Annotated in this window: 17 protein-coding genes and 3 pseudogenes; 2 read left to right on the plus strand and 18 right to left on the minus strand. The window is 57.7% G+C overall.

Going from position 1 to position 17,990, the window contains the following annotated elements; genetic code table 11:
- Positions 1–154: 154 nt before the first annotated feature.
- From J3367_RS18060 to J3367_RS18080, 5 genes and pseudogenes are all read right to left on the minus strand, one after another.
- Positions 155–388, minus strand: a pseudogene (locus J3367_RS18060) (IS66 family transposase); the annotation flags it as partial.
- A 72-nt stretch (positions 389–460) separates the two neighbouring features.
- Complete coding sequence (gene tnpB / locus J3367_RS18065; RefSeq protein WP_421461929.1) at positions 461–871, minus strand: IS66 family insertion sequence element accessory protein TnpB; 411 nt, start codon at positions 869–871, stop codon at positions 461–463.
- Positions 872–1,007: 136 nt separating this feature from the next.
- Positions 1,008–1,199 (minus strand): transposase, encoded by a 192-nt coding sequence (locus tag J3367_RS18070; protein WP_421461931.1) that lies wholly within the window; start codon positions 1,197–1,199, stop codon positions 1,008–1,010.
- A 71-nt stretch (positions 1,200–1,270) separates the two neighbouring features.
- Positions 1,271–1,483 carry a hypothetical protein gene (locus tag J3367_RS18075; protein WP_421461933.1) on the minus strand — a complete coding sequence of 71 codons (213 nt, stop codon included), beginning with the start codon at positions 1,481–1,483 and terminating at the stop codon, positions 1,271–1,273.
- Between the two features lie 86 nt (positions 1,484–1,569).
- Positions 1,570–1,767, minus strand: a pseudogene (locus J3367_RS18080) (ATP-binding protein); the annotation flags it as partial.
- Positions 1,768–1,770: 3 nt separating this feature from the next.
- Here J3367_RS18080 and J3367_RS18085 point away from each other — a divergent pair.
- Positions 1,771–2,019, plus strand: a pseudogene (locus tag J3367_RS18085) (IS5/IS1182 family transposase); the annotation flags it as partial.
- Between the two features lie 188 nt (positions 2,020–2,207).
- Here J3367_RS18085 and J3367_RS18090 read toward each other — a convergent pair.
- Positions 2,208–2,693, minus strand: a complete 486-nt coding sequence (locus tag J3367_RS18090; RefSeq protein ID WP_421461935.1) for a prepilin peptidase — start codon at positions 2,691–2,693, stop codon at positions 2,208–2,210.
- An 89-nt stretch (positions 2,694–2,782) separates the two neighbouring features.
- Positions 2,783–4,807, minus strand: coding sequence for a type II secretion system secretin GspD (gene gspD / locus J3367_RS18095; RefSeq protein WP_421461936.1), 2,025 nt, complete (start codon positions 4,805–4,807; stop codon positions 2,783–2,785).
- Positions 4,808–5,077: 270 nt separating this feature from the next.
- Here gspD and J3367_RS18100 point away from each other — a divergent pair, with 270 nt between their 5' ends.
- Complete coding sequence (locus J3367_RS18100; protein ID WP_421461938.1) at positions 5,078–6,745, plus strand: GspE/PulE family protein; 1,668 nt, start codon at positions 5,078–5,080, stop codon at positions 6,743–6,745.
- Between the two features lie 474 nt (positions 6,746–7,219).
- Here J3367_RS18100 and gspM read toward each other — a convergent pair whose 3' ends face one another.
- From gspM to J3367_RS18155, 11 genes are all read right to left on the minus strand, one after another.
- Positions 7,220–7,777 carry a type II secretion system protein GspM gene (gene gspM / locus J3367_RS18105; protein ID WP_421461940.1) on the minus strand — a complete coding sequence of 186 codons (558 nt, stop codon included), beginning with the start codon at positions 7,775–7,777 and terminating at the stop codon, positions 7,220–7,222.
- Positions 7,777–8,838, minus strand: coding sequence for a PilN domain-containing protein (locus J3367_RS18110; RefSeq protein ID WP_421461942.1), 1,062 nt, complete (start codon positions 8,836–8,838; stop codon positions 7,777–7,779). Before J3367_RS18110 ends, gspM begins: the two co-directional genes overlap by 1 nt.
- A complete protein-coding gene (locus tag J3367_RS18115) occupies positions 8,835–9,677 on the minus strand; it encodes a general secretion pathway protein GspK (RefSeq protein ID WP_421461944.1) in 843 nt (280 codons plus the stop codon). Before J3367_RS18115 ends, J3367_RS18110 begins: the two co-directional genes overlap by 4 nt.
- Positions 9,664–10,356: a PulJ/GspJ family protein gene (locus J3367_RS18120; protein WP_421461945.1), complete on the minus strand. Its 693-nt coding sequence runs from the start codon at positions 10,354–10,356 to the stop codon at positions 9,664–9,666. The genes J3367_RS18115 and J3367_RS18120 overlap by 14 nt, the downstream gene beginning before the upstream one ends.
- Positions 10,356–10,727, minus strand: coding sequence for a type II secretion system protein (locus tag J3367_RS18125; protein WP_421461947.1), 372 nt, complete (start codon positions 10,725–10,727; stop codon positions 10,356–10,358). The genes J3367_RS18120 and J3367_RS18125 overlap by 1 nt, the downstream gene beginning before the upstream one ends.
- Positions 10,724–11,224: a prepilin-type N-terminal cleavage/methylation domain-containing protein gene (locus J3367_RS18130; RefSeq protein WP_421461949.1), complete on the minus strand. Its 501-nt coding sequence runs from the start codon at positions 11,222–11,224 to the stop codon at positions 10,724–10,726. Before J3367_RS18130 ends, J3367_RS18125 begins: the two co-directional genes overlap by 4 nt.
- Positions 11,178–11,642 carry a type II secretion system major pseudopilin GspG gene (gene gspG / locus J3367_RS18135; RefSeq protein ID WP_421461951.1) on the minus strand — a complete coding sequence of 155 codons (465 nt, stop codon included), beginning with the start codon at positions 11,640–11,642 and terminating at the stop codon, positions 11,178–11,180. The genes J3367_RS18130 and gspG overlap by 47 nt, the downstream gene beginning before the upstream one ends.
- Entirely contained in the window at positions 11,639–12,853 is a 1,215-nt protein-coding gene (locus J3367_RS18140; RefSeq protein ID WP_421461953.1) for a type II secretion system F family protein, read from the minus strand. The genes gspG and J3367_RS18140 overlap by 4 nt, the downstream gene beginning before the upstream one ends.
- Before the next feature lie 67 nt (positions 12,854–12,920).
- Entirely contained in the window at positions 12,921–13,979 is a 1,059-nt protein-coding gene (locus J3367_RS18145; RefSeq protein WP_421461954.1) for an SCO family protein, read from the minus strand.
- A 46-nt stretch (positions 13,980–14,025) separates the two neighbouring features.
- A complete protein-coding gene (locus tag J3367_RS18150) occupies positions 14,026–16,368 on the minus strand; it encodes a multicopper oxidase family protein (protein WP_421461956.1) in 2,343 nt (780 codons plus the stop codon).
- Positions 16,369–16,726: 358 nt separating this feature from the next.
- Positions 16,727–17,986 (minus strand): glycosyltransferase, encoded by a 1,260-nt coding sequence (locus J3367_RS18155; protein WP_421461958.1) that lies wholly within the window; start codon positions 17,984–17,986, stop codon positions 16,727–16,729.
- Between the last annotated feature and the right edge of the window lie 4 nt (positions 17,987–17,990).

Below are 17,990 nucleotides of genomic sequence, written 5' to 3' on the forward strand. Positions count from 1 at the left end.
CTTCAAACTGCTCGACCGAGAGCCCGGCCGGAATGAGCGATGACAGCGAAATGGCGTTCGACATGGCGATCTCCTTCATGAATCGCCAGTCCGCTCCTCAACTGCATCAGATATGAGTCAGACCCAAAATTGCACGCCGAATGACAGCCTGCGCGTCTTCGAGCTGCATCGCGAGCTGGTCGAGGAGACGCGCCTTCTTCTCGGAACGCGTCCCGTAGAGCTCGCGCTTGAGCTTCTCGATCTCCAGCGTCAGATGCGAGATCAGGGCTTCGGCGTGCGAGGCCTTCGCCCTTCTGTTGGCCACTTCGGCTTCCGCCCGATCGGCACGCCGTTCGGCCGCCGCGAGGGCGGCCTTCAGGGTGGGGATGTCGTCCGGCGCGGCGGCCATGGCGGAAGGCCCGAAGCAGTTCGTGGCAAAGCCGATTCTGCCATAGAACTCCTGCAACACAGGGAGTTTGTTCTATCCCACCGCGCTCGGGCGCCAGGTTCTCTGCGGATGACGCCAGTCCATCCCCTCGAGCAGATAGCCGAACTGCGCCGGCGAGATCGTCACTGCTCCATCCGCCGGCGTCGGCCAGATGAAGCGGCCCCGCTCCAGCCTCTTCACGAACAGGCAGGCGCCCTGGCCGTCATGCCAGATGACCTTGATCAGGTCCCCGCGCCGGCCACGAAAGACGAAGAGACGGCCGCTCGCAGGATCACGCTTCAGCGTCTCCTGCACCAGCAGCAACAGGCGGGGAAAGCCCTTGCGCATGTCGACATGCCCCGTCGCCAGCCAGACCCATACCCCCTCGGGACCGGGATCATCGGCGCCGATCCACAACGGCGATGACCCGCGCCAGAGCCTCGGGATCGACACCGGCGTCGACAACGATCCGCCGACCGTCCGTCAGGATGATCTCCATGCGAGAGGATGTCGCCACGCTCTCTTGCGTCGGCAACTCCGGTGCCGGTGCGAGCACCGCGGGGACGAACGTCGGCACGGGATCCGGACCGGCTGGCTCGTCTCAAAAAGTCCGCCGCCATGTCGCCAGTTGCGATCGCGATATCCCGTAGCGACGTGCCGTCGCCGACACGAGCCGCGGGGCCGCCATGCTCTCGACGACGATCTTCAGCTTCTCCTCGTCGCTCCAGCGACGACGCCGACCCATCTCGACGATCTCAAGCCGCTCAAAGGCTCTGTGCGTATTCCTGTCCATCCGCACTGTTCTCAGGCCGAAAACATCTCTCCCGCAAGGCGGCCTTCACCGCAGGCGTACGGTTGACGTGATCACTTCTGTGCAGTGCCGGCGGCGATGGTCGAGAAGATCGCGTCCCAGGGCGCGGTGTAGCTCACGGCTTCGCACGGCGCTTTCCGGCAAGACCGGGCTGATGAGTGTGCCGTTGCTGACAGGCTGACGAGAGTATCATCGCTCAGGGTGCGGATTCCGACGAATCCGGCCATGCATTCCAAGATGAAGCCGACCACCTGTTCCGATTTCATTCCGGCCGCCGTTCCGATTTGAAGCCGGCCACCTCCTGATCTGATCCTGGGTCAAATTCGATGATGGGTCGGTGTCAGGTTTCCGGTCAAGGTGTCGCTGCGGCCGTCGTCCGTGGAGCTCGTTTCCGTAGGCTCTCGCCGGACAATTCGATGCGATAGGCGTTGTGGAGGAGCCGATCGAGAATGGCATCGGCGATGGTCGGATTGCCGATGATGTCGTACCAACGGTCGACTGGCACCTAGCTCGTAACGATCATCGACCGGCGCTCGTCACGGTCCTCGACTGCTACGACAGCAACGCGATCCGTGCCATGGCGGCAGAGCGCAAAGCCTGGGCAAACATCCCGCCGAAGGCAAACCGCAAGAGCACCTTCGCCTTCTCCGCCTGGGTCTATCGCCAGCGGAACCCCGTGGAGCGCTTCTTCAACCGCATCAAGCACTTCCGAGGCATCGCAACGCGCTACGACAAGAACCCGGCGAACTACCTCGCCGCAGTGAAACTCGTCGCACCCCGCATCTGGTGCCAACCATTATGAGTCTACGGCCTAGTTTCTCCTTACTATGAACCGCATGGAATGAAGCTTAAGAGCACACTTAATCGTTCACTCCCGAGCCTCAAGTAAGAGTCAACAGATGCTAAAAATTCACTTCTCTTTCCTAATTCCGCTCAATGCCGAAACCGTCGACCCTCCTTTTCTGTAACCTATGGAATCCGGCATTCATATTATACTGCGATACCACCGGTTATTTGCAACAATATCCAGCACAGCCAAACCGACGGTGCGAGGGCCATGGCGAAGGGTATCCTGCGTGAGCGTACCCAACCTTGTGTTCTCAACTGAACAATCGCGACAGCGATGAAACAGCAAATCGCCGATAGCAAAATGGCATACCAAAACATTTCCCACCCGAGCCATATGCCTGCGGTTGCACTCAATTTTACATCCCCGAGACCGAGACCATCTATTCCACGCGCACGAAGGAAGAACTCCCGAACAGCCAGCATCGAAGCGCCACACGCAATCGCCGATGCTAAGCAAGCAATGATCGCATCCGCAACACTCTGACCTTCGGCAATGGACATTTCTATTGCGACGATCATCCCGACGAATCCCGCAGCACCATTTATCCACGCGGGAACCCGGAGATGCCTTCGATCCTCATCCGCAATTAGGCACATAAACACAGCCAATATGATGGCTTCGGCCACGCGAACCGCGTTCTCTAAAATTATACTACTAACCAAGCCGCTTAAGCAGGCGAACAAAAGGACTACTGCGATCCTCACCCTGTGACCTTTTACTTCATGGATCCCCCGCTCATATTCCACATTTGCGCCCGCAAACTTTCCGCTACATTCTGAGCGTCGCGCCCGTCGCGAATAACTGAGGGACGAATTAGAATTAAAAGCTCCGTTCGGGCATCCGTTCGGCTCTTGCTACCGAACAGATTTCCGACAACCTTCAACCGGTTCAGGCCGGGTATGCCATCCCGCCCTAAATCGCTTTGCTCGCTAATCAACCCGCCTAACAACACTGTCTGTCCATCGACCACCGAGATTGTACTGGCTACGCTCCTGTTGGAAATCACCGGCGTTAGCGAGCCAGCATTAGCAGTCACCGAAGATATTTCCTGCTCGATTACCATTGTAACGACACCGTTCTCGGCGATGCGAGGTCTTACGTTCATTATGATACCCGTATCACGATACTCTACCTCATTACTTACGGGTGCATTTGCGTCCTCAACTGAATTCACAGTACGGGTTACAATTGGGATTTGGTCACCCACCCTGAACTTCGCGACCTCGTTTTCCATCACAACAAGAGATGGCGAGGATAGAACGCGGACGTCGGTCACCGCGTCCAATGCATTGAGGACGATATCAGGCGCACTCTCGGACCCCACGACGAAATTGAAGCCGGGCACCTCACGAGCAATACCGTCCGCAATAGTACGAAACAGACCAACGGAACCCTTGTCCCGCCCAAGCCCGATATCCCCACTCTTGATGAAGTACTGCACCCCGTGGCGCAACTGATCATTGAGGCGCACCTCCGCCATCGTAACATTCACTGCTACCTGCATCTGCGGCACGTCGATGTGCGCAAGAGCCTGCAAAACTTTTCCGCGAATGGCGCGGTCACCATAAATCACCAGTGAATTGTTCGAGAGATCTGGCTCGATGCGTAATGAATTCCCGCCTTCAAGCGATTTGTTGGCATCCCCGAGAAACAATGATGTCGCTACGTTCGCCTGGGGCGCACTGAACGCAGCCTCCACCAACGCGGAAGGATCCGAACCTTGCGATGGTGCGCTGTCCGCCACCGACGAGGAGGACGGGCCAACAGAATTTGACGAAAAGAGTCGTGCTAGTAACTCCGATAGCTTCTGAGCATCACGGTACTTAACGCGATATACGTGAACGTTGCTATCTAGATCCGGGTTCTCTTTATCAAGCCGAACAACCCACGTTTTCGCTCGCTCAACGAGGCCACGGCTTTGCGAAACGGCGAGGATAGCCTTAAGGCGCGGCATAGCCATGAATTGGATTACGTCTTCGCTTGATTCGCCACTCCGGGATCCAAATATCCTCGTGAGCTCTGGGATGATTGTCTCGGGTTTGGTGGCGCGCAAAGGCAAGATGGCAACCGATTGATCCTGCATCCAGTCAGTATCGAAAGATAGCGCAGTCTCAACAGCCGTCTGCCTCGCTTGTCCGTTTCCGGCGATGATAAGGAGATTGCGTGTCTTCTCGACCCGTACGGAGCCTGGCCTAATTGCAAAACCGTCAATCAGTCGTGTAAGGGTTTGTGCTGATACATACTTAAGAGGGATTATAGAAAGGCCGTGGCCAGCATCAGCTTGCCCACGGTCCACGGCAAGAGCGGCGGTGGATGCATCGCTGGTAATGCGATAAATCTCGCCAGCTTTGACCAGCGCAAGATTGTTGCTTATGAGCACGCTTTCTAAGATCGCCAAAAGATCGTCACGCCGCACGGGCCTTGCAGTCGATAGCGTCACCTCGCCTGAGATTTCCGAGTCTAGCGTATAACCGACCCCCAAAGCGTCCCCCAAAATGGCTTGAACTACCTCGGAAACTTCAGCGCCTTGAAAATTTAAGTTAACTTCTCCGTCTGAACTGGTCGACACACCAAGAGGAAGAGTAGGCCCGCTTCTGGCTCCAGGCCCAAAAAAAGCGCCCCCAATGTCCTGTGAATTCGCTCTCCGCGCAACACCGTTCGAATCTGCCAGAGGTTGCCTAGCGGTAAAATCCGGCCCGAAGGCGGCACCGTAGATACCGGAACGATCAGTCGTCTGCATGATTCCGTCGAGGCCTGCGCATCCTCCCAGTACTAGTAGAGCTCCGACACGAACTACAGCAAAAACTCCAGAGCGCATAATCTCCCCTTCCCTAAAGGCGAGCCCGCCCCCATCGGCGCCATGGTTTGCACTGCTCCTGCGATACAGTGCTTCTGGCTATCCGCCCTCGCAAATGACACCTCTTCTCGGCGTCCACCTGCGCTTTATCTGCTTGGTTTCATCGTATAAATTCTAAAGACTGAGGCGCTAGATGTCGAATGGAATCGAGCCATGGCCGACAATGATAAGATTGGTGCTGATTTTGCCACAGGGAACGGCCAAATCGAGGAAAACACGCTCACGCTCGGATCCGAAGGGAACCTCACATATCGCGATTATTGGGAGCAGCGAATACTGTCCGCTGATGCGCTAGCTGACGCAATAGCTGCGTTGCACAATTTGCCCAGAGCGGAGCTTGGATCGATCGAGTACGAGGAGGAACTATTCGCGGATCTATCTCTGCGTTTCCTGAGGGAGTCCTGGGTTTTTCCATACCGGTTGAAGGATGAAGCATTTCTTGCCGTGGCAGATCCGACCAAATCGGAAGCCATTCGATCGGCAAGATTGGCGACCGGCGCCAAGTCAGAACTCCGCATCGCGGCATTCGACGAGTTAGAACTGCTCTTCGAGCAAGCCTTCGCATCCGGACGAGCAGCAGTGTCCCTAACCGCGAGTTTGACAGCGAAGAATGCGAGATCCGAAGACGACCTGCAAACGCTACAAGACCTCGCCAGCGGAGCTCCAGTGGTACGAGCCGTCGACGAGATCTTCGAGGCAGCCATGACGCTGTCAGCGACAGATATCCACATCGAGTCCCAGGAGGACGGTCTGGCGATCCGCCTCCGCGTGGACGGCCTCCTCCGGTCCTACGGCGTTCTCCCCGCGGCGCAGTCTCGCTCCGTTATCTCACGTGTAAAGATCCTGGCAGGGCTAGACATCGCAGAACGCCGGCTACCGCAGGACGGTCGGACACGTATTCGCGTAAGCGGCGCCGACGTCGATCTCCGGGTCGCCACAGTTGCCGGGCTCCACGGAGAAACGGCAGTCATCCGGTTGCTGAGCAGAGATGCGAAGTTCTTGGATCTGAGCGCCCTAGGCATGGCAGGGGATGATCTTGCAACAGTGAATGCGCAGATTAGGGAACCGCATGGCTTGATCATTGTCGCGGGTCCAACCGGCAGCGGGAAGACTACCACGCTCGCCTCGATCCTTTCAGCACTGAACACGTCTGATCGAAAGATCATTACAGTGGAAGATCCAATCGAATACCAGATACCCGGTCTTGTCCAGACTCCGGTCCGGCCAGCAATTGGCTATACATTCGCCTCAGCAATCCGCTCCTTCTTGCGACACGATCCCGACGTACTTATGGTCGGTGAAATGCGTGATCACGAGACCGCTGAAATCGCCGTTCAAGCGGCACTCACGGGTCATCTGCTCCTGACGACGTTACATACTAACAATGCTGCGGAAGCAGTGGTCCGCCTTGCAGACCTGGGCATCGACGCTTTTCTACTACGGTCCACTTTGCGTTGCGTCGTCGGCCAGCGTCTGGTACGCCAACTCTGCCCCCGCTGCCGCAGACCCAGCAGGGAATGTTCCGCCGCAGCATCGGCACTGGCAGATGCTGGTCGATTTCAGCCTCGGCCGGAAGACACATACTACGTCTCGGTGGGATGCAGTTGGTGTGGCGGAACCGGATTCAGGGGCCGTGTTGGGCTTTTCGAAGTAATCCGGCTGGACGAGGATCTGCAAAGTCTCATCCGCAGCGATGTCGACGCAAAGACGTTGGCAAGCGAAGCCCGCATCCGCGGCATGCGAACCATGCTAGAGGACGGAATGGAAAAGTACCGGCATGGCGTCACTACCGTAGAAGAAGTCCTGCGGGCGACGATCTGACCAAACAGGCTTGACCACCTACTTCGGCTCAAAGAGCCGGAATGTCTGGCTTCGCCCTCCCATATGAAATCCGATGGTTTTCGAGTCAGGGATCATGACTGTCCAGCCTTGATAGTCGTCACCGGTCTTCAAGCGCACGGTTCCTACCCCAGGGGCGGCAATTAGCGCTGTCCGTTCGCCCCGAATGGCGATAACGCCGAGCAGATGGATACTAGGTAGCTGTGGCGTGTCTGGCGGATCAGCTCGGCGAACGGTTACGGGCCGGGAAACCGGCGCGGCGGGAGGCAATGGCTGCCGCCGAGATGGCGCAAACAAGGGGCGGACCCGGGTTTCCGTTAGGTCGCTAAGGTTTGTGTCGTCCAACGGAAGTCCCAGTTCGACCTCGTCGCCTCCCCCTGCGTCATCGGCAGCGAGCGTCGAGATTGGTTCGATAAGGCAGAACAAGAGTGCCAACAGGCAGGCAACAGAGCGCATTCAGCCACCTTCCGGCCGAAGGTAGCCATCGACGGCCATCACAGCCCGAAGCATGTCACCGCTATGTTCAAGCGAACGTCCCGTGGACTCTGCTTGCAGCGATAGCGAGCTGATTAGCATCAGAGGCTGCCGGCTTTCAATGTCGAAGAGAATGTTCTGCACATTCTCCAGCTTCGCGAAGAACGAGAGCTTGAGCGTTGCGCGGCGGGCCGTATTCTCCACCGTTGGAATGAATTCGACCTGCGATAACGCTCCTCCGCGCTCTTCGACGATCTGGGTCAGGATATTCTGCAGGGTCGCTCCCGCAATGGGAACCGTATCGCCGGCAATATAGAACTCAGGCCGCTCCCCAGCCTCTTCGGCAAGTTTGGACATGCGTGCGGACGCAACCTGTTGCTGCAAATCCGCAAGGATGACCGACTGATCCGCGAGCGCCGCGTCTATGTCTCTTGACGAACGGTACTCAACCAAGGCCAAGGCAAGCATGACTGCAGCCAGACAACTTACCGCTGCTGTTGGCCACCGGCGCATTTTGGATCGAGCTGCGAATAAGGCCATTACTCCATCTTCCTCTCGATGATCGTGGCTTCGATCTCGAAGCGATCCCGGCCCCCGTCTCGATCCCGCGTGACCGGAGCAGAGAACCGCACGTCCACCAGCAAGCGGGAACCGTCGAGGATGGAAATCAGATCGGATGGCGCACTTGAGAGACCCGATATGCGAAGCGTCCGATCGTCTACCGATAGGTCGGTCAAATATGTGCTGTCTGGCAGTACGACGGACAAATCCTCGAGTAGCAGGACCAATGGCCAACTCCGTCGTTTTTGAGCAAGCACTTCAACGGATTCCTTTGTCCTCGGTACATCTCCAATACCACTGACAGCTCCACGCAGATGATCAATTTTCTCGGCCATCATAGAGGAGTGCGCTTGACGCTGCTGGTTGCTCCAAGCCAGATGAGCAAACGCAATGCTCGCCGCGACGGCCATAACGGCTGCGGTCAATTTAACATACCACCCGCGTGTCACTCGTAGCGTTTCCACGCCGAGGCTCAGGTCGAGGGTACTCGGACAATCAAGGGGATCGTCGCTGATCCCGATCAACGCTGGCCGAAGGCCCCTTTCAATCAAGGGAGCCATTCGCGCGGTGAAGATGGCTCGCGACATCACGGTCAGACGAACCGTCAGCTCGCTCGGATCGCCGGATGGGTCGCTCTCCAAAATCACGTGCCCGTACACAGCCTTCTCCGGCGCCCAAGGCGTCAATCGTTCCACTTGGTGACGAACGATCGAAGCAATGTGTTTCCGGCCGGCCGCCGGAACACAGACTGACGTGGTGACTGTGTTCGCGGCGTCGAGCCTCAGGTCGAAAGCATGACGCCGTAGTACGCGCGCCGTTCGTCCGGACGGGGCCTCCTCGAACGCCCAGCTGCCGATCGACGCCAGTTGACCATTGCGACATCTACGAAAGCATTCGAACCGACCTTCACGTTCAACCAGAAGAAACGACGGATGCCCGGCCTTGGAAACGACAAGCCGCAACAGCGAGCTCGCGCAGGCCTGCAGGAAGCCCGACGGGGTGATTTTCGCTTTGCCATCGGCCAGTGAAGCCAAGCTCATGATTTGCCATCCCTGGTTCCGGGACCGTCGTGCAGCCGTGACCACGAGAGCACGGCAAATGGCCTAGAGGCTTCTGTCCGCCGTGCGATCACCGCCTCGGAGACCCCCACCGACCCGCCTGCAGTACGCGCCGTCAGGCGAATCCGAAACACACCGGACGGCTCGTTTGCTTGTCCGCGACCGTCTACCAAATTATCGTCGGTGAGTGACACAGTTGGCTTTCGAAGCGCGGCCCTGACGGTGGCCGACGCGCCATTTTCAAGGACGCGTGAACTTGGGCTGAAGACGGTTAGGAAGGGGCTGAGCCGCTGAAAATCCTGTATGTTCAAACCGTGCAGAAAGCGGAGCTCGTCGACGGAGCGGAAGGGCTGGTTAGGGGGCATTCCGACCCGACCGGCGGCGCGATAGTCGAACTTCTCGGCACCGTAGATAGAACTTAGGTCATCCTCGTCGCGCCAATCGATCACCCTTTCTGCGAAAGCCTTCGGGTCCAGCGATGTACCGCCCGCAGCTTCGAAGAGGCTGCTGAGCAGCGGAGGGGTGGCCTTATTGAGATCGACGCGGATAGCTTCGTCGATGACCGCAATTGAAACAGATCCCTCGCCCAGAGACAGAACGGTGGCATTTAGGTCTTCAGGATTCAGATTTTCTACAAACAGGAGATATCCCGCGCCCGTCAGACCGCTATCAAGCAGGGATTCAATCTGCAGCGCCTGACTACCAATCGACGTTCTCTGAACGCCCTGCCCGGTCAGATGGATGAGGCCGATAACAACCGCCGACATGAGCCCCGCAAATCCCAACACCGCGAGCGTAATGTATCCGTCATCGTCGCGCATCTTCGGCCCCATCCAGTGGGTGATTTTTCTCGCCGCGACACACCCCTTCCGGAGTGATGCAGTCGAAGATGGCGTCGACATGCGTGGGAGCGATCATGCTGCTCACCAGACCGCGTGTTTCAGCATCAACGACATCAAGTCGAAGCAATGCGGGCAACGCACTCCGACCGTTCCATCGGTTGTTCCACCGCAACGCTTTGTCGGTACCGCCTTGGGCATAGGCAAACTCGAAGATCCAAGGCCCGGACATAAGAACCGCGGGTTCGCTCCGATGCACACGTGCCTGCGTCGGTTTACCCGGAACAAGCGGTGTCTCCCACCGCAGCAACGCGCCAACACCTGATTCATAGTGGCTCTCGATCCATACCACTGTCTCTGGCACTTGGCCGTCGGCGGCGACAGCGTAGTTGATCGACGTCCGAGATCCGCTGAATAGCAGCGGGCTGTCCTTCGCAGGTCCAGCGCGGACGGCGATAATGCCGGAGACGTCCCGTTTCATCGCCGTTATGCTCGCAGCAAGCACCTCCATCTGGTTGGTCTTCGTGTGGGCGGCCTCCGAATGGCGAACGACCACGCTGGTAGCCAACGACAGCGTCGCCATCACCAAGGCAGATAAAAGCAGAACGCAGATCGCTTCAATCAGCGCGAAGCCTCTATCGTGGGCGGATCGCCGGCGCATTACTGCAAAGCCCCAATACTTAGCGCCTCAAGGACGATCACATGACCGGGCCTCGCCTCGACTGATACCCGAATGGCGAGAAGACTCTGGACTTCGTGAACTTCGTCATCCCCGCTAGGTTCTCGCCCTTCCCTGTACAGACGTGTTTCAGCTATCCATCTTATCCCATGCATCATTCCGCTGCGGACGCCAGCTCGGAACGAGGTGTTTTGCTGACTTGCGGACAGCACCGCCTTCGCTACGATCTGCGCCTGGACGATGTCTTCGACCCGCTCAATACCAGCGCGAGACGATACGATCGCTCGTGGCGTCAATGAGACGAGACCGGCGAGTATAGCGACTGCGACGATCATCTCGAAGAGCGTGGTCATCGGCCCCTCCTCGCTCGCTCTAAGTCGATGGTGACGCTCGATGTCAGTGGATTGATGATGACCTGCGCTGTGGCCTGCTGCCACCTAAGGGTCAGAACACCTCCCGAAGACCGTCCGTCGGGCGCAAATCGAATGACGGCAGTTCCGTCCCGGATCATGCGATCTGCCTGCCCCAACTCCAGAACGATGCCGTCCGGGACGTGGATGCTTGTGGGCTGTAGGCCTGAGCTGACTACGCCGGAGGAAAGGTCCAGCGCGGTATCCACCCAAGTGCCTGTTCTGGCCGCGCCATGCCGGTCGATCAGCAGAACAGTTGCGATCCCAGAAGCCGCTCTCCGCAGATCGCCAAGTCCTTTCATTGGAAGGGCATGTGGCAGGGCAACCACTACCATAAGGGAGGCGATCGCTAACGCGAATACGACTTCCAGGAGACTGAAGCCACCGCAGGGGTCAGCGGCTAGTGATGTCGACCGCCCCACCACCGCCTCCACTTCCATCCGGCCCTAGCGAGCGAATTTCGAATCCGATGCCGGTCGCCGTAGATTGGTACTGGTAGGGTTTCCCCCACGGGTCGATGGGGACTTTCGACTGCTGCACGTAGGGCCCGTTCCAGCCTGGTATGCTGCCTTTTTCGACCAAGACTGCCAGTCCTTCCCGTTCGGTCGGATATCGTCCGACGTCCAGAAAGAAGAGATCGAGCGCTGACGACAACGATTCGATCTGCATCTGCGCGGTCTTAGCACGAGCATCTCCGAGATAGTTCAGGACACGCGGCCCCACTAGACCCATCACCAGGCTCAAGATGACGAGGACAACCAACAGTTCGACCAGAGTAAATCCGCCATCGCGATCCCGCGGTTTTGAGCGAGTCGTATTGTCCAATCCGCGATGGGCAACGGCAAATTGCGGGATCATAGGATTATCTCGTTCATCGAAAGCAGCGCAGTCATAACCGAGATTATAATCCACGCGATCAGGAAGCTAACGAGCAACAGAATGGTCGGACCGAGAATGGCGACCGCACGGGTCATGCCGCGATCCAGCCTTCCTTCGTAATACAGCGCCGTCCGCGTCGCAGCAGCGCCTAACCCGGAATCTTCTCCGACGCGCAGCATATGGACGGCATATGCTGGCAACAAAGATCTGGACTGCAGCGAATCGGTCAGCCTGCGGCCTTGCCTAACATCTGCCAATACCGCGTCGATTGATTGCCGATCGCGTTCAAAGTCCATTGTGTCACGAATTAGTCGAAGGGCAGAGGAGATGTCGACATTGCTGCGGGTAAGCAAGCCAAGATTGGCGCAGAACGTTACGGTGCGCGCATCGGACGCTAGCTTCTTCAGTCCGGGAAGGCGGCAGAAGAGTTCATAGCCGCGCGCTCTCAGCGCTTGCCTGCGAGCTCCCCACAGGCCAACTGAAAGCGCTAGAATAGTCACGATCGCGATCTCGATGCCATTGGCACGTAATGTGCGGGACAGCAGGAATATCGCTTCAGCCGGACTATCGGTTAACGCACTTCCTGATAGGGCGCGATCGAACTCCGGGATGACCACCGTCAGCACAAACGCCAGTACGCCGAAGGCGGCAGCGGCGAGGAACCCGGGGTAGGCCAGAGCCGAAGAGATCCGGCGCCGAAGCTCTTCGTTGCGCTGCCGCTCGTGAGCGAGCACCGCCAGTGTCTCCGGCAGGGTGCCGGCGGCTTCTGCGACTTCAACAATCTTGACATAGTTTGCAGGGAAAGCAGCGGGATGATCGCCAGTCGCCTCGGCAAGGCTCTGCCCCCTTGATATCGCTTGATGCAAGTCCCGCAGCAGACCTGCAATGATCGTCTTCGTAGCCGTTTGGGATATGATCAAGATGGCACGATCCAACGCCACGCCGGCCATTAAGAGAGCCGATAAATCCTCGGTAACGCGGGTAATATCGCCGGCGTCGGGTCGTTTTGCAAAGAGCTTGGTTATACCAAAGCCATTCGGCTGAAGGCGTTCCGCCCCTTCGGCGATTTCGATAGGCAGCAGCGACTGGCGATCCAACTCCATACTTATCGCGGCTCTAGTCGAACCTTCAAGAGTGCCAGTGACGACATCGCCGGCGGAGGTGAGTGCCTGATAGGCAAAACTCGCCATGTCATCTCTCCTTCGACCGGGAACACCCATTTGCATTAGCGACTATTGGGTTCGACGTTCATTGCGATCAGTCGTGATGTGAAAGCCGGGCCCGACCATGATCGCTGTGTTCGGTTGCGCCGTTGTGGTGGTGTTGCTGCGCTGCTGGCTGGGACCTCCCGTGATCGTGGGAAGGATTGCGGAGCGCCTCGAGTTCTCGCTCTTTGAAGAGCCTGGAACCAACCGCATCGATATAGGCAATGAGGTCAGCAGCATCGTTGTGCGACAGACCTAGCGTGGGCATGCGAACTCCCGGAAAGCGCGCCACAAGGGCTGCTAGCTCCGCGTCGGCATTTGCGCGCTTCCGAGCCGGGTTACGGATAAACGAAATCAACCACTCATGCTCACGCCGCTCCGTCGTCCCAAGAAGATCCGGACCCGCCCGATCACCGGCGCCGATGGTGTGGCAGCCCGCACAGAGCTTCTTGTAGAGTGCCTGTCCCGGTTGTTCGCTAATCTGCCCGGCGACCGCTTCTCGGGACATTGATCGGTCTGAAAGTGCTTGGCCCGACTGGCGCCATTCAGGATCCATTGCAAGGATATCGACAACTAGGCGTTCCAGGTCGCCGAAGGTACTGTTTCTAGCCCATTCCCCGGTCCGGTCGTTGCCGAGCACAACCTCATTGCGATGTTCTGACAGCGAACGGCTTCTGTCGCCCAAAGCATGATTGATGACCTTCATGTTTTCCGGCGTGCCGGTCACGAAAGTCCAACCGGGCCCTATATCGAAAGCCTCCGCAAAACCTTTGAGGCGCTCGGGCGTATCCCGCTCAGGATCAACGCTCAGAGAAACGAACGAAACTTCCGTTCGACCCCGTTCGACAAGGCGCCGCTGCACTTCCGCCAGACGTGCAGTTGTCAATGGACAAAGATCAAGGCAACTTGTGTAAATAAAACTAACGACGACGATACGGTTTTTGATGAGGTCGTCGTAGAACCGCAACTCGTTACCGTTCTGGGTAACGACCAGGCGATTGGTAAAGTAGTCGGCATTGTAGCGGGATGACGCGGCCTTTGCCTCAAATGCGTCCGCAACAACCACACTGCTAAGCACGATCATGAATAGTCTTGCGTAGAACATATTCATAGAATGACCTCAATATACTGTAACGCAGATCGACTTCTATAGACGATCAATCATCATCCTCGCTATCACCGCCGACCGTTGGCATCAGCTGTGCGGAGCGAACGGTTTCGTCGCTCCAGCCGCGGGGGAGCCCCTCGGGTAATATCTCAGGGTCTGTAAAAAATACGCCGTCGGGCGTTGGGTTGGGCGTCGGAGTGATTGATGTTTGCGGCGACCCGGCGACGCCCGTCAGCAGTTGGATACGTGCAAGCATGGCGAAATCTTCGTGAACCGTATTGTGGCAGTGGTTAACGTACGAGCCGCCAAACTCTCCGAACTGGACCTGAAAGGTAACACTACCGCCTTCGCCGAGGCGCCACACATCTTTTCGTGCTAGACGCTCAGTGTCTGGCATTTCCATGCCATCCCGACTTATAGTAACTCCCTCCTCGAAGTGTAAATGGATCGGGTGATCCCAGCCACCTCCCCCGTTTTCATACGTCCAGTGTTCGATTTCGCCCGGCTCAGGAATAAGCATCGAGATACGGTTGGCGTTCATTGAGTGATGATCTTCACCGTTAACACGAATTGTCCAAGGGAAGGTTGCGTATTCCTGGCAGTCAGGAATGCATTCGCCGTCCGGGCCACGGGAATCTCCCCCCGATTTCTTGAATTCCACATGACGCGTCCGAACCGGCGCGACGATTGGAATCTGTTCGGTCAGCAATGGAGGAATCTGGCTTTTGTCTGGATCGCTGGCCTTATGGAACACACCCGGGACGTCGACGCTCTCCACTTTGTTGACAATTCGGAACTCCATAAACGCGCCGACTACAGGATCCTTGTCGTCGCCGCGAATCGCTTGCTTAAGGGGCAACTCCTCCTTCATACGTCGGCCATCGCGATGCAGGGCCTGGTTGACTAGGTATATTCTGTCGCCCTTCCGGAATTGTGAGAAGTCGACGATGATATCGAAGCGTTCACCCATCCCCTGTGGCCCGAGGGTCGGGATCTGGAGGGGAGAAACGACGAGGTTTCCGTCGTTAGCAATAAAATGAACAGGCACCGCCCGCCCCAATTGGTCAGCGAGCCCGATCTTCCAAAAGCGAGACATACTCGCGTTTAACAGGCGGAAGCGGTATTTCCTCGGAAGAACCTCGAAGAATGGCGCATAAGACCCGTTGACTGCTGGTATATCTCCCAGCATTCCTTCCGTATCGAATATATCGAAGAACAATTGCCCGCTGGCATCATAGCAACAGTCCCAAATCACCAAATTGACATCGAAATCCGTATTGCCCCAGTCGAGCAGGGATCCGCTAGGCAGTCTTAAGTTGACGCCATCGTCCAGCTCTTCATTGCCACGGTCAGGACCGCTGTAATAGTTGATCGCTCCGAAATTTCCCTTGTAACAGTTTTCTGCTGTGAAGAAGAACCTGTGATCGTGCGCCCACATAGACCCTTGAATTTCACGGAAATCACCCGGAACAAGATTGAGGCCGCCATTGCCATCGGGCCCCGAAGCCCGCCGGTCGGAAGCATCCGTGTTGGTTTTGTCGGCACGGGCAAGTGTCGTGCTCCACCGATAGTCATAGAATGTACCCGGGAAATGATGGACATTTGCAGCACCATCGCTCTCGGCGCCGTTGTGAGCGTTGTGGAAATGGAGCTGTGTCTCATTGCGGCCAAAGCCGGCATTCTGCGCTCGGTCTATCGGCAAGTTGTTGTAAACCCGAGTCAGCATCGGCTCACCATACCGTGCCTTGATCAAGAACGGCGGCATACTCCCAACCGCGTTTCGACCTGAGCCGTAGCACCAGAAGCTGTCTGGGTTTTGGTACGGAAAGCTCTCGTGCATGTAGGTATCGCCGGCGCATTGGCCGAGCGACAAGAGGTAGCCGACCTTGGGGAAGTATTCTTCCCAGCGCTGATGCGCAAAGATTTCACCCGGCGGACGACCTTCGATCGGGCCCCTGCCAGTAAGCGGATTACGGAAGCGGTCATTCTCCGGATTCTTCGAGAACTGAGTGTGGTAGGATTTTCGGCGTCCCGGCAACTCGCCTAGCTCGTTCGGGAATTTGGCTCTTGATTCACCATTGTTTGCCACCTTCCGCTTAAGGGGGATCGGCGTCTGCAACTGGCAGCGATGCAATTCCGTCGTGAACTTTCTTGCACCGAACAGCGGGCTCCGCGGCGCGCCGGTGGGAATGTCGGCAAACGCACTACGAGCAAAAGGACTCAGGCCGTTGACCAGCGCTAGCGTTCCGACGGTTGTGAAGAGGCCCCATTTGAAGAGTTCTCTACGGGTAACCTGCTCTTGATTGAGCGCCATAACGATCTCGGCACGGTTCTCGCGTGCCTTCTCGGCTTCGCGGCAGTGCGCTTTCGAGGCGTTAGCTGGCGTATACATAGATTCGCTCCGGTTTCGAGTATCGCCTGAGGCGAATGCCCTCTAGCGGACCCTTTTTGGGAACATATCTAACTGGCCTACGTACCGTTAGGGCATTTGGTCCTATAATACTTTCGACCTTCCGCTCCAGATCGTTTGGACTAAGGTCCGGTGACCGTCTGCGGGACTTCGAGGTGGATTTTAGCGTAGATTACAACGTTGTTTTTTGGCAACGGACACTGATGTCCCCGCCAAGTTCCTAGAAAACGCCTGTCAAACGGCGTTCAAGATCGCCCGATCGGCATACGGCGTATCAAGAGGTAAGGGGGGCGTTCCGGGGGATGAAGCATACGCCGTGACGCTTTGGGCTCGTCTGAGTTCAGGCGCAGGGCAGCATAGCATCAGTGCGATACGGGATATCAATCGCGGCATTCAGGGATTCGGGCCTTAGCCCCGCCACGCGCCAGCTCTCGGCAACCACACTTGCAATGGAGCTGCGAAAGCGGCTGCTGGAGAATTGTTCGGCATGAGCCCTGATCACAGTGGGCTCGAACGTATCTTCCCGCGCCTCGAACTCGCCTATGGCATCGAGCACCGCCTCGACGGTCTGATCCTGGAAATGGACCCCGACGGTATCGTCAATCACGGTTTCCAGCGCGCCGCCGGACGCGTAGGCGATCACCGGACGTCCGCAGGCCATCGCCTCGACCGGCAGGATTCCGAAATCCTCCTCTCCGGGAAACAGCAGCGCCCGGCAGCGCGAGAGATGATCCTTGAGGACATCAAAGGGCTGGAAGCCGAGAAACCGCACCGTCGGCCCGGCGATCGCCTTCAGCTGTTTCGTCGCCTCACCCTCGCCGATGATCACGAGAGGCTTGCGGGCACGGGTGCAGGCCTCCACCGCCAGATCGACGCGCTTGTAGTGCGTCAGCTGGCCCGCATAGAGATAGAAGTCGCCGCGCTGCTCGCCGATGGCGAAATCGTCCACGGCGACAGGGGGATGCACCACCGCAGCCGGCCGGTTGTAGTAACGGGAGATGCGTCGCGCGACATGGGCGGAGTTGGCGATGAAATGGTCGACCCGTGCAGATGTGGTGACGTCCCACATCCGCAACATCGGCGAGGTCACCGACATAGCCAGCCGCCCGGCAGCGTTCAGGTTGTTTCGGTAGACGTGATAGTGGTCCCAGATATAGCGCATCGGCGAATGGCAGTAGCACAGATGCAGTGCATCCGGCCGGGTCACGACACCCTTGGCGGGTCCCGATTCGCTGGAGATCACCAGATCGTATTCCTGCAGATCGAACTCCTCGATCGCGAAGGGCATCAGCGGAAGCAGCTTCTGGTAGTGGCGCCTCGCTCCCGGGATGCGCTGGAGAAAGGATGTCACGATCCGGCGTTCGCGCAGCATCGGGGATAGCTTCTCGCGATCGCAGACCAGCGTGAAGATGTCGGCCTCGGGAAACATCTCGCAGAGGTTTTCGACCACCTTCTCCCCGCCACGCATGCCGACGAGCCAGTAATGAATGATCGCGACCCTGGCCGGACGATCGCGGCGGGCGATCCGCGGGCTGGGGATCCGCCCAGCGGAAAGGGAAAATGCTGCCGGTTGCACCGGCGGAGACGCGCGAACATTCATCGCT

Source organism: Aurantimonas sp. NFXS3 (genome assembly GCF_049132005.1).
Classification (GTDB): domain Bacteria; phylum Pseudomonadota; class Alphaproteobacteria; order Rhizobiales; family Rhizobiaceae; genus Aurantimonas; species Aurantimonas coralicida.

What these genes read in the sequence shown, in the direction of transcription:
- J3367_RS18155 (WP_421461958.1), bottom strand. Translation starts at nt 17,986, where the DNA reads ATGAATGTTCGCGCGTCTCCGCCGGTGCAACCGGCAGCATTTTCCCTT.
- J3367_RS18100 (WP_421461938.1), top strand. Translation starts at nt 5,078, where the DNA reads ATGGCCGACAATGATAAGATTGGTGCTGATTTTGCCACAGGGAACGGC.
- J3367_RS18145 (WP_421461954.1), bottom strand. Translation starts at nt 13,979, where the DNA reads ATGAATATGTTCTACGCAAGACTATTCATGATCGTGCTTAGCAGTGTG.
- gspD (WP_421461936.1), bottom strand. Translation starts at nt 4,807, where the DNA reads ATGCAGACGACTGATCGTTCCGGTATCTACGGTGCCGCCTTCGGGCCG.
- J3367_RS18130 (WP_421461949.1), bottom strand. Translation starts at nt 11,224, where the DNA reads ATGGAAGTGGAGGCGGTGGTGGGGCGGTCGACATCACTAGCCGCTGAC.
- J3367_RS18070 (WP_421461931.1), bottom strand. Translation starts at nt 1,199, where the DNA reads ATGGACAGGAATACGCACAGAGCCTTTGAGCGGCTTGAGATCGTCGAG.
- J3367_RS18075 (WP_421461933.1), bottom strand. Translation starts at nt 1,483, where the DNA reads ATGAAATCGGAACAGGTGGTCGGCTTCATCTTGGAATGCATGGCCGGA.
- J3367_RS18120 (WP_421461945.1), bottom strand. Translation starts at nt 10,356, where the DNA reads ATGCGCCGGCGATCCGCCCACGATAGAGGCTTCGCGCTGATTGAAGCG.
- gspG (WP_421461951.1), bottom strand. Translation starts at nt 11,642, where the DNA reads ATGATCCCGCAATTTGCCGTTGCCCATCGCGGATTGGACAATACGACT.
- gspM (WP_421461940.1), bottom strand. Translation starts at nt 7,777, where the DNA reads ATGGCCTTATTCGCAGCTCGATCCAAAATGCGCCGGTGGCCAACAGCA.
- J3367_RS18140 (WP_421461953.1), bottom strand. Translation starts at nt 12,853, where the DNA reads ATGGCGAGTTTTGCCTATCAGGCACTCACCTCCGCCGGCGATGTCGTC.
- J3367_RS18150 (WP_421461956.1), bottom strand. Translation starts at nt 16,368, where the DNA reads ATGTATACGCCAGCTAACGCCTCGAAAGCGCACTGCCGCGAAGCCGAG.
- J3367_RS18110 (WP_421461942.1), bottom strand. Translation starts at nt 8,838, where the DNA reads ATGAGCTTGGCTTCACTGGCCGATGGCAAAGCGAAAATCACCCCGTCG.
- J3367_RS18115 (WP_421461944.1), bottom strand. Translation starts at nt 9,677, where the DNA reads ATGCGCGACGATGACGGATACATTACGCTCGCGGTGTTGGGATTTGCG.
- J3367_RS18125 (WP_421461947.1), bottom strand. Translation starts at nt 10,727, where the DNA reads ATGACCACGCTCTTCGAGATGATCGTCGCAGTCGCTATACTCGCCGGT.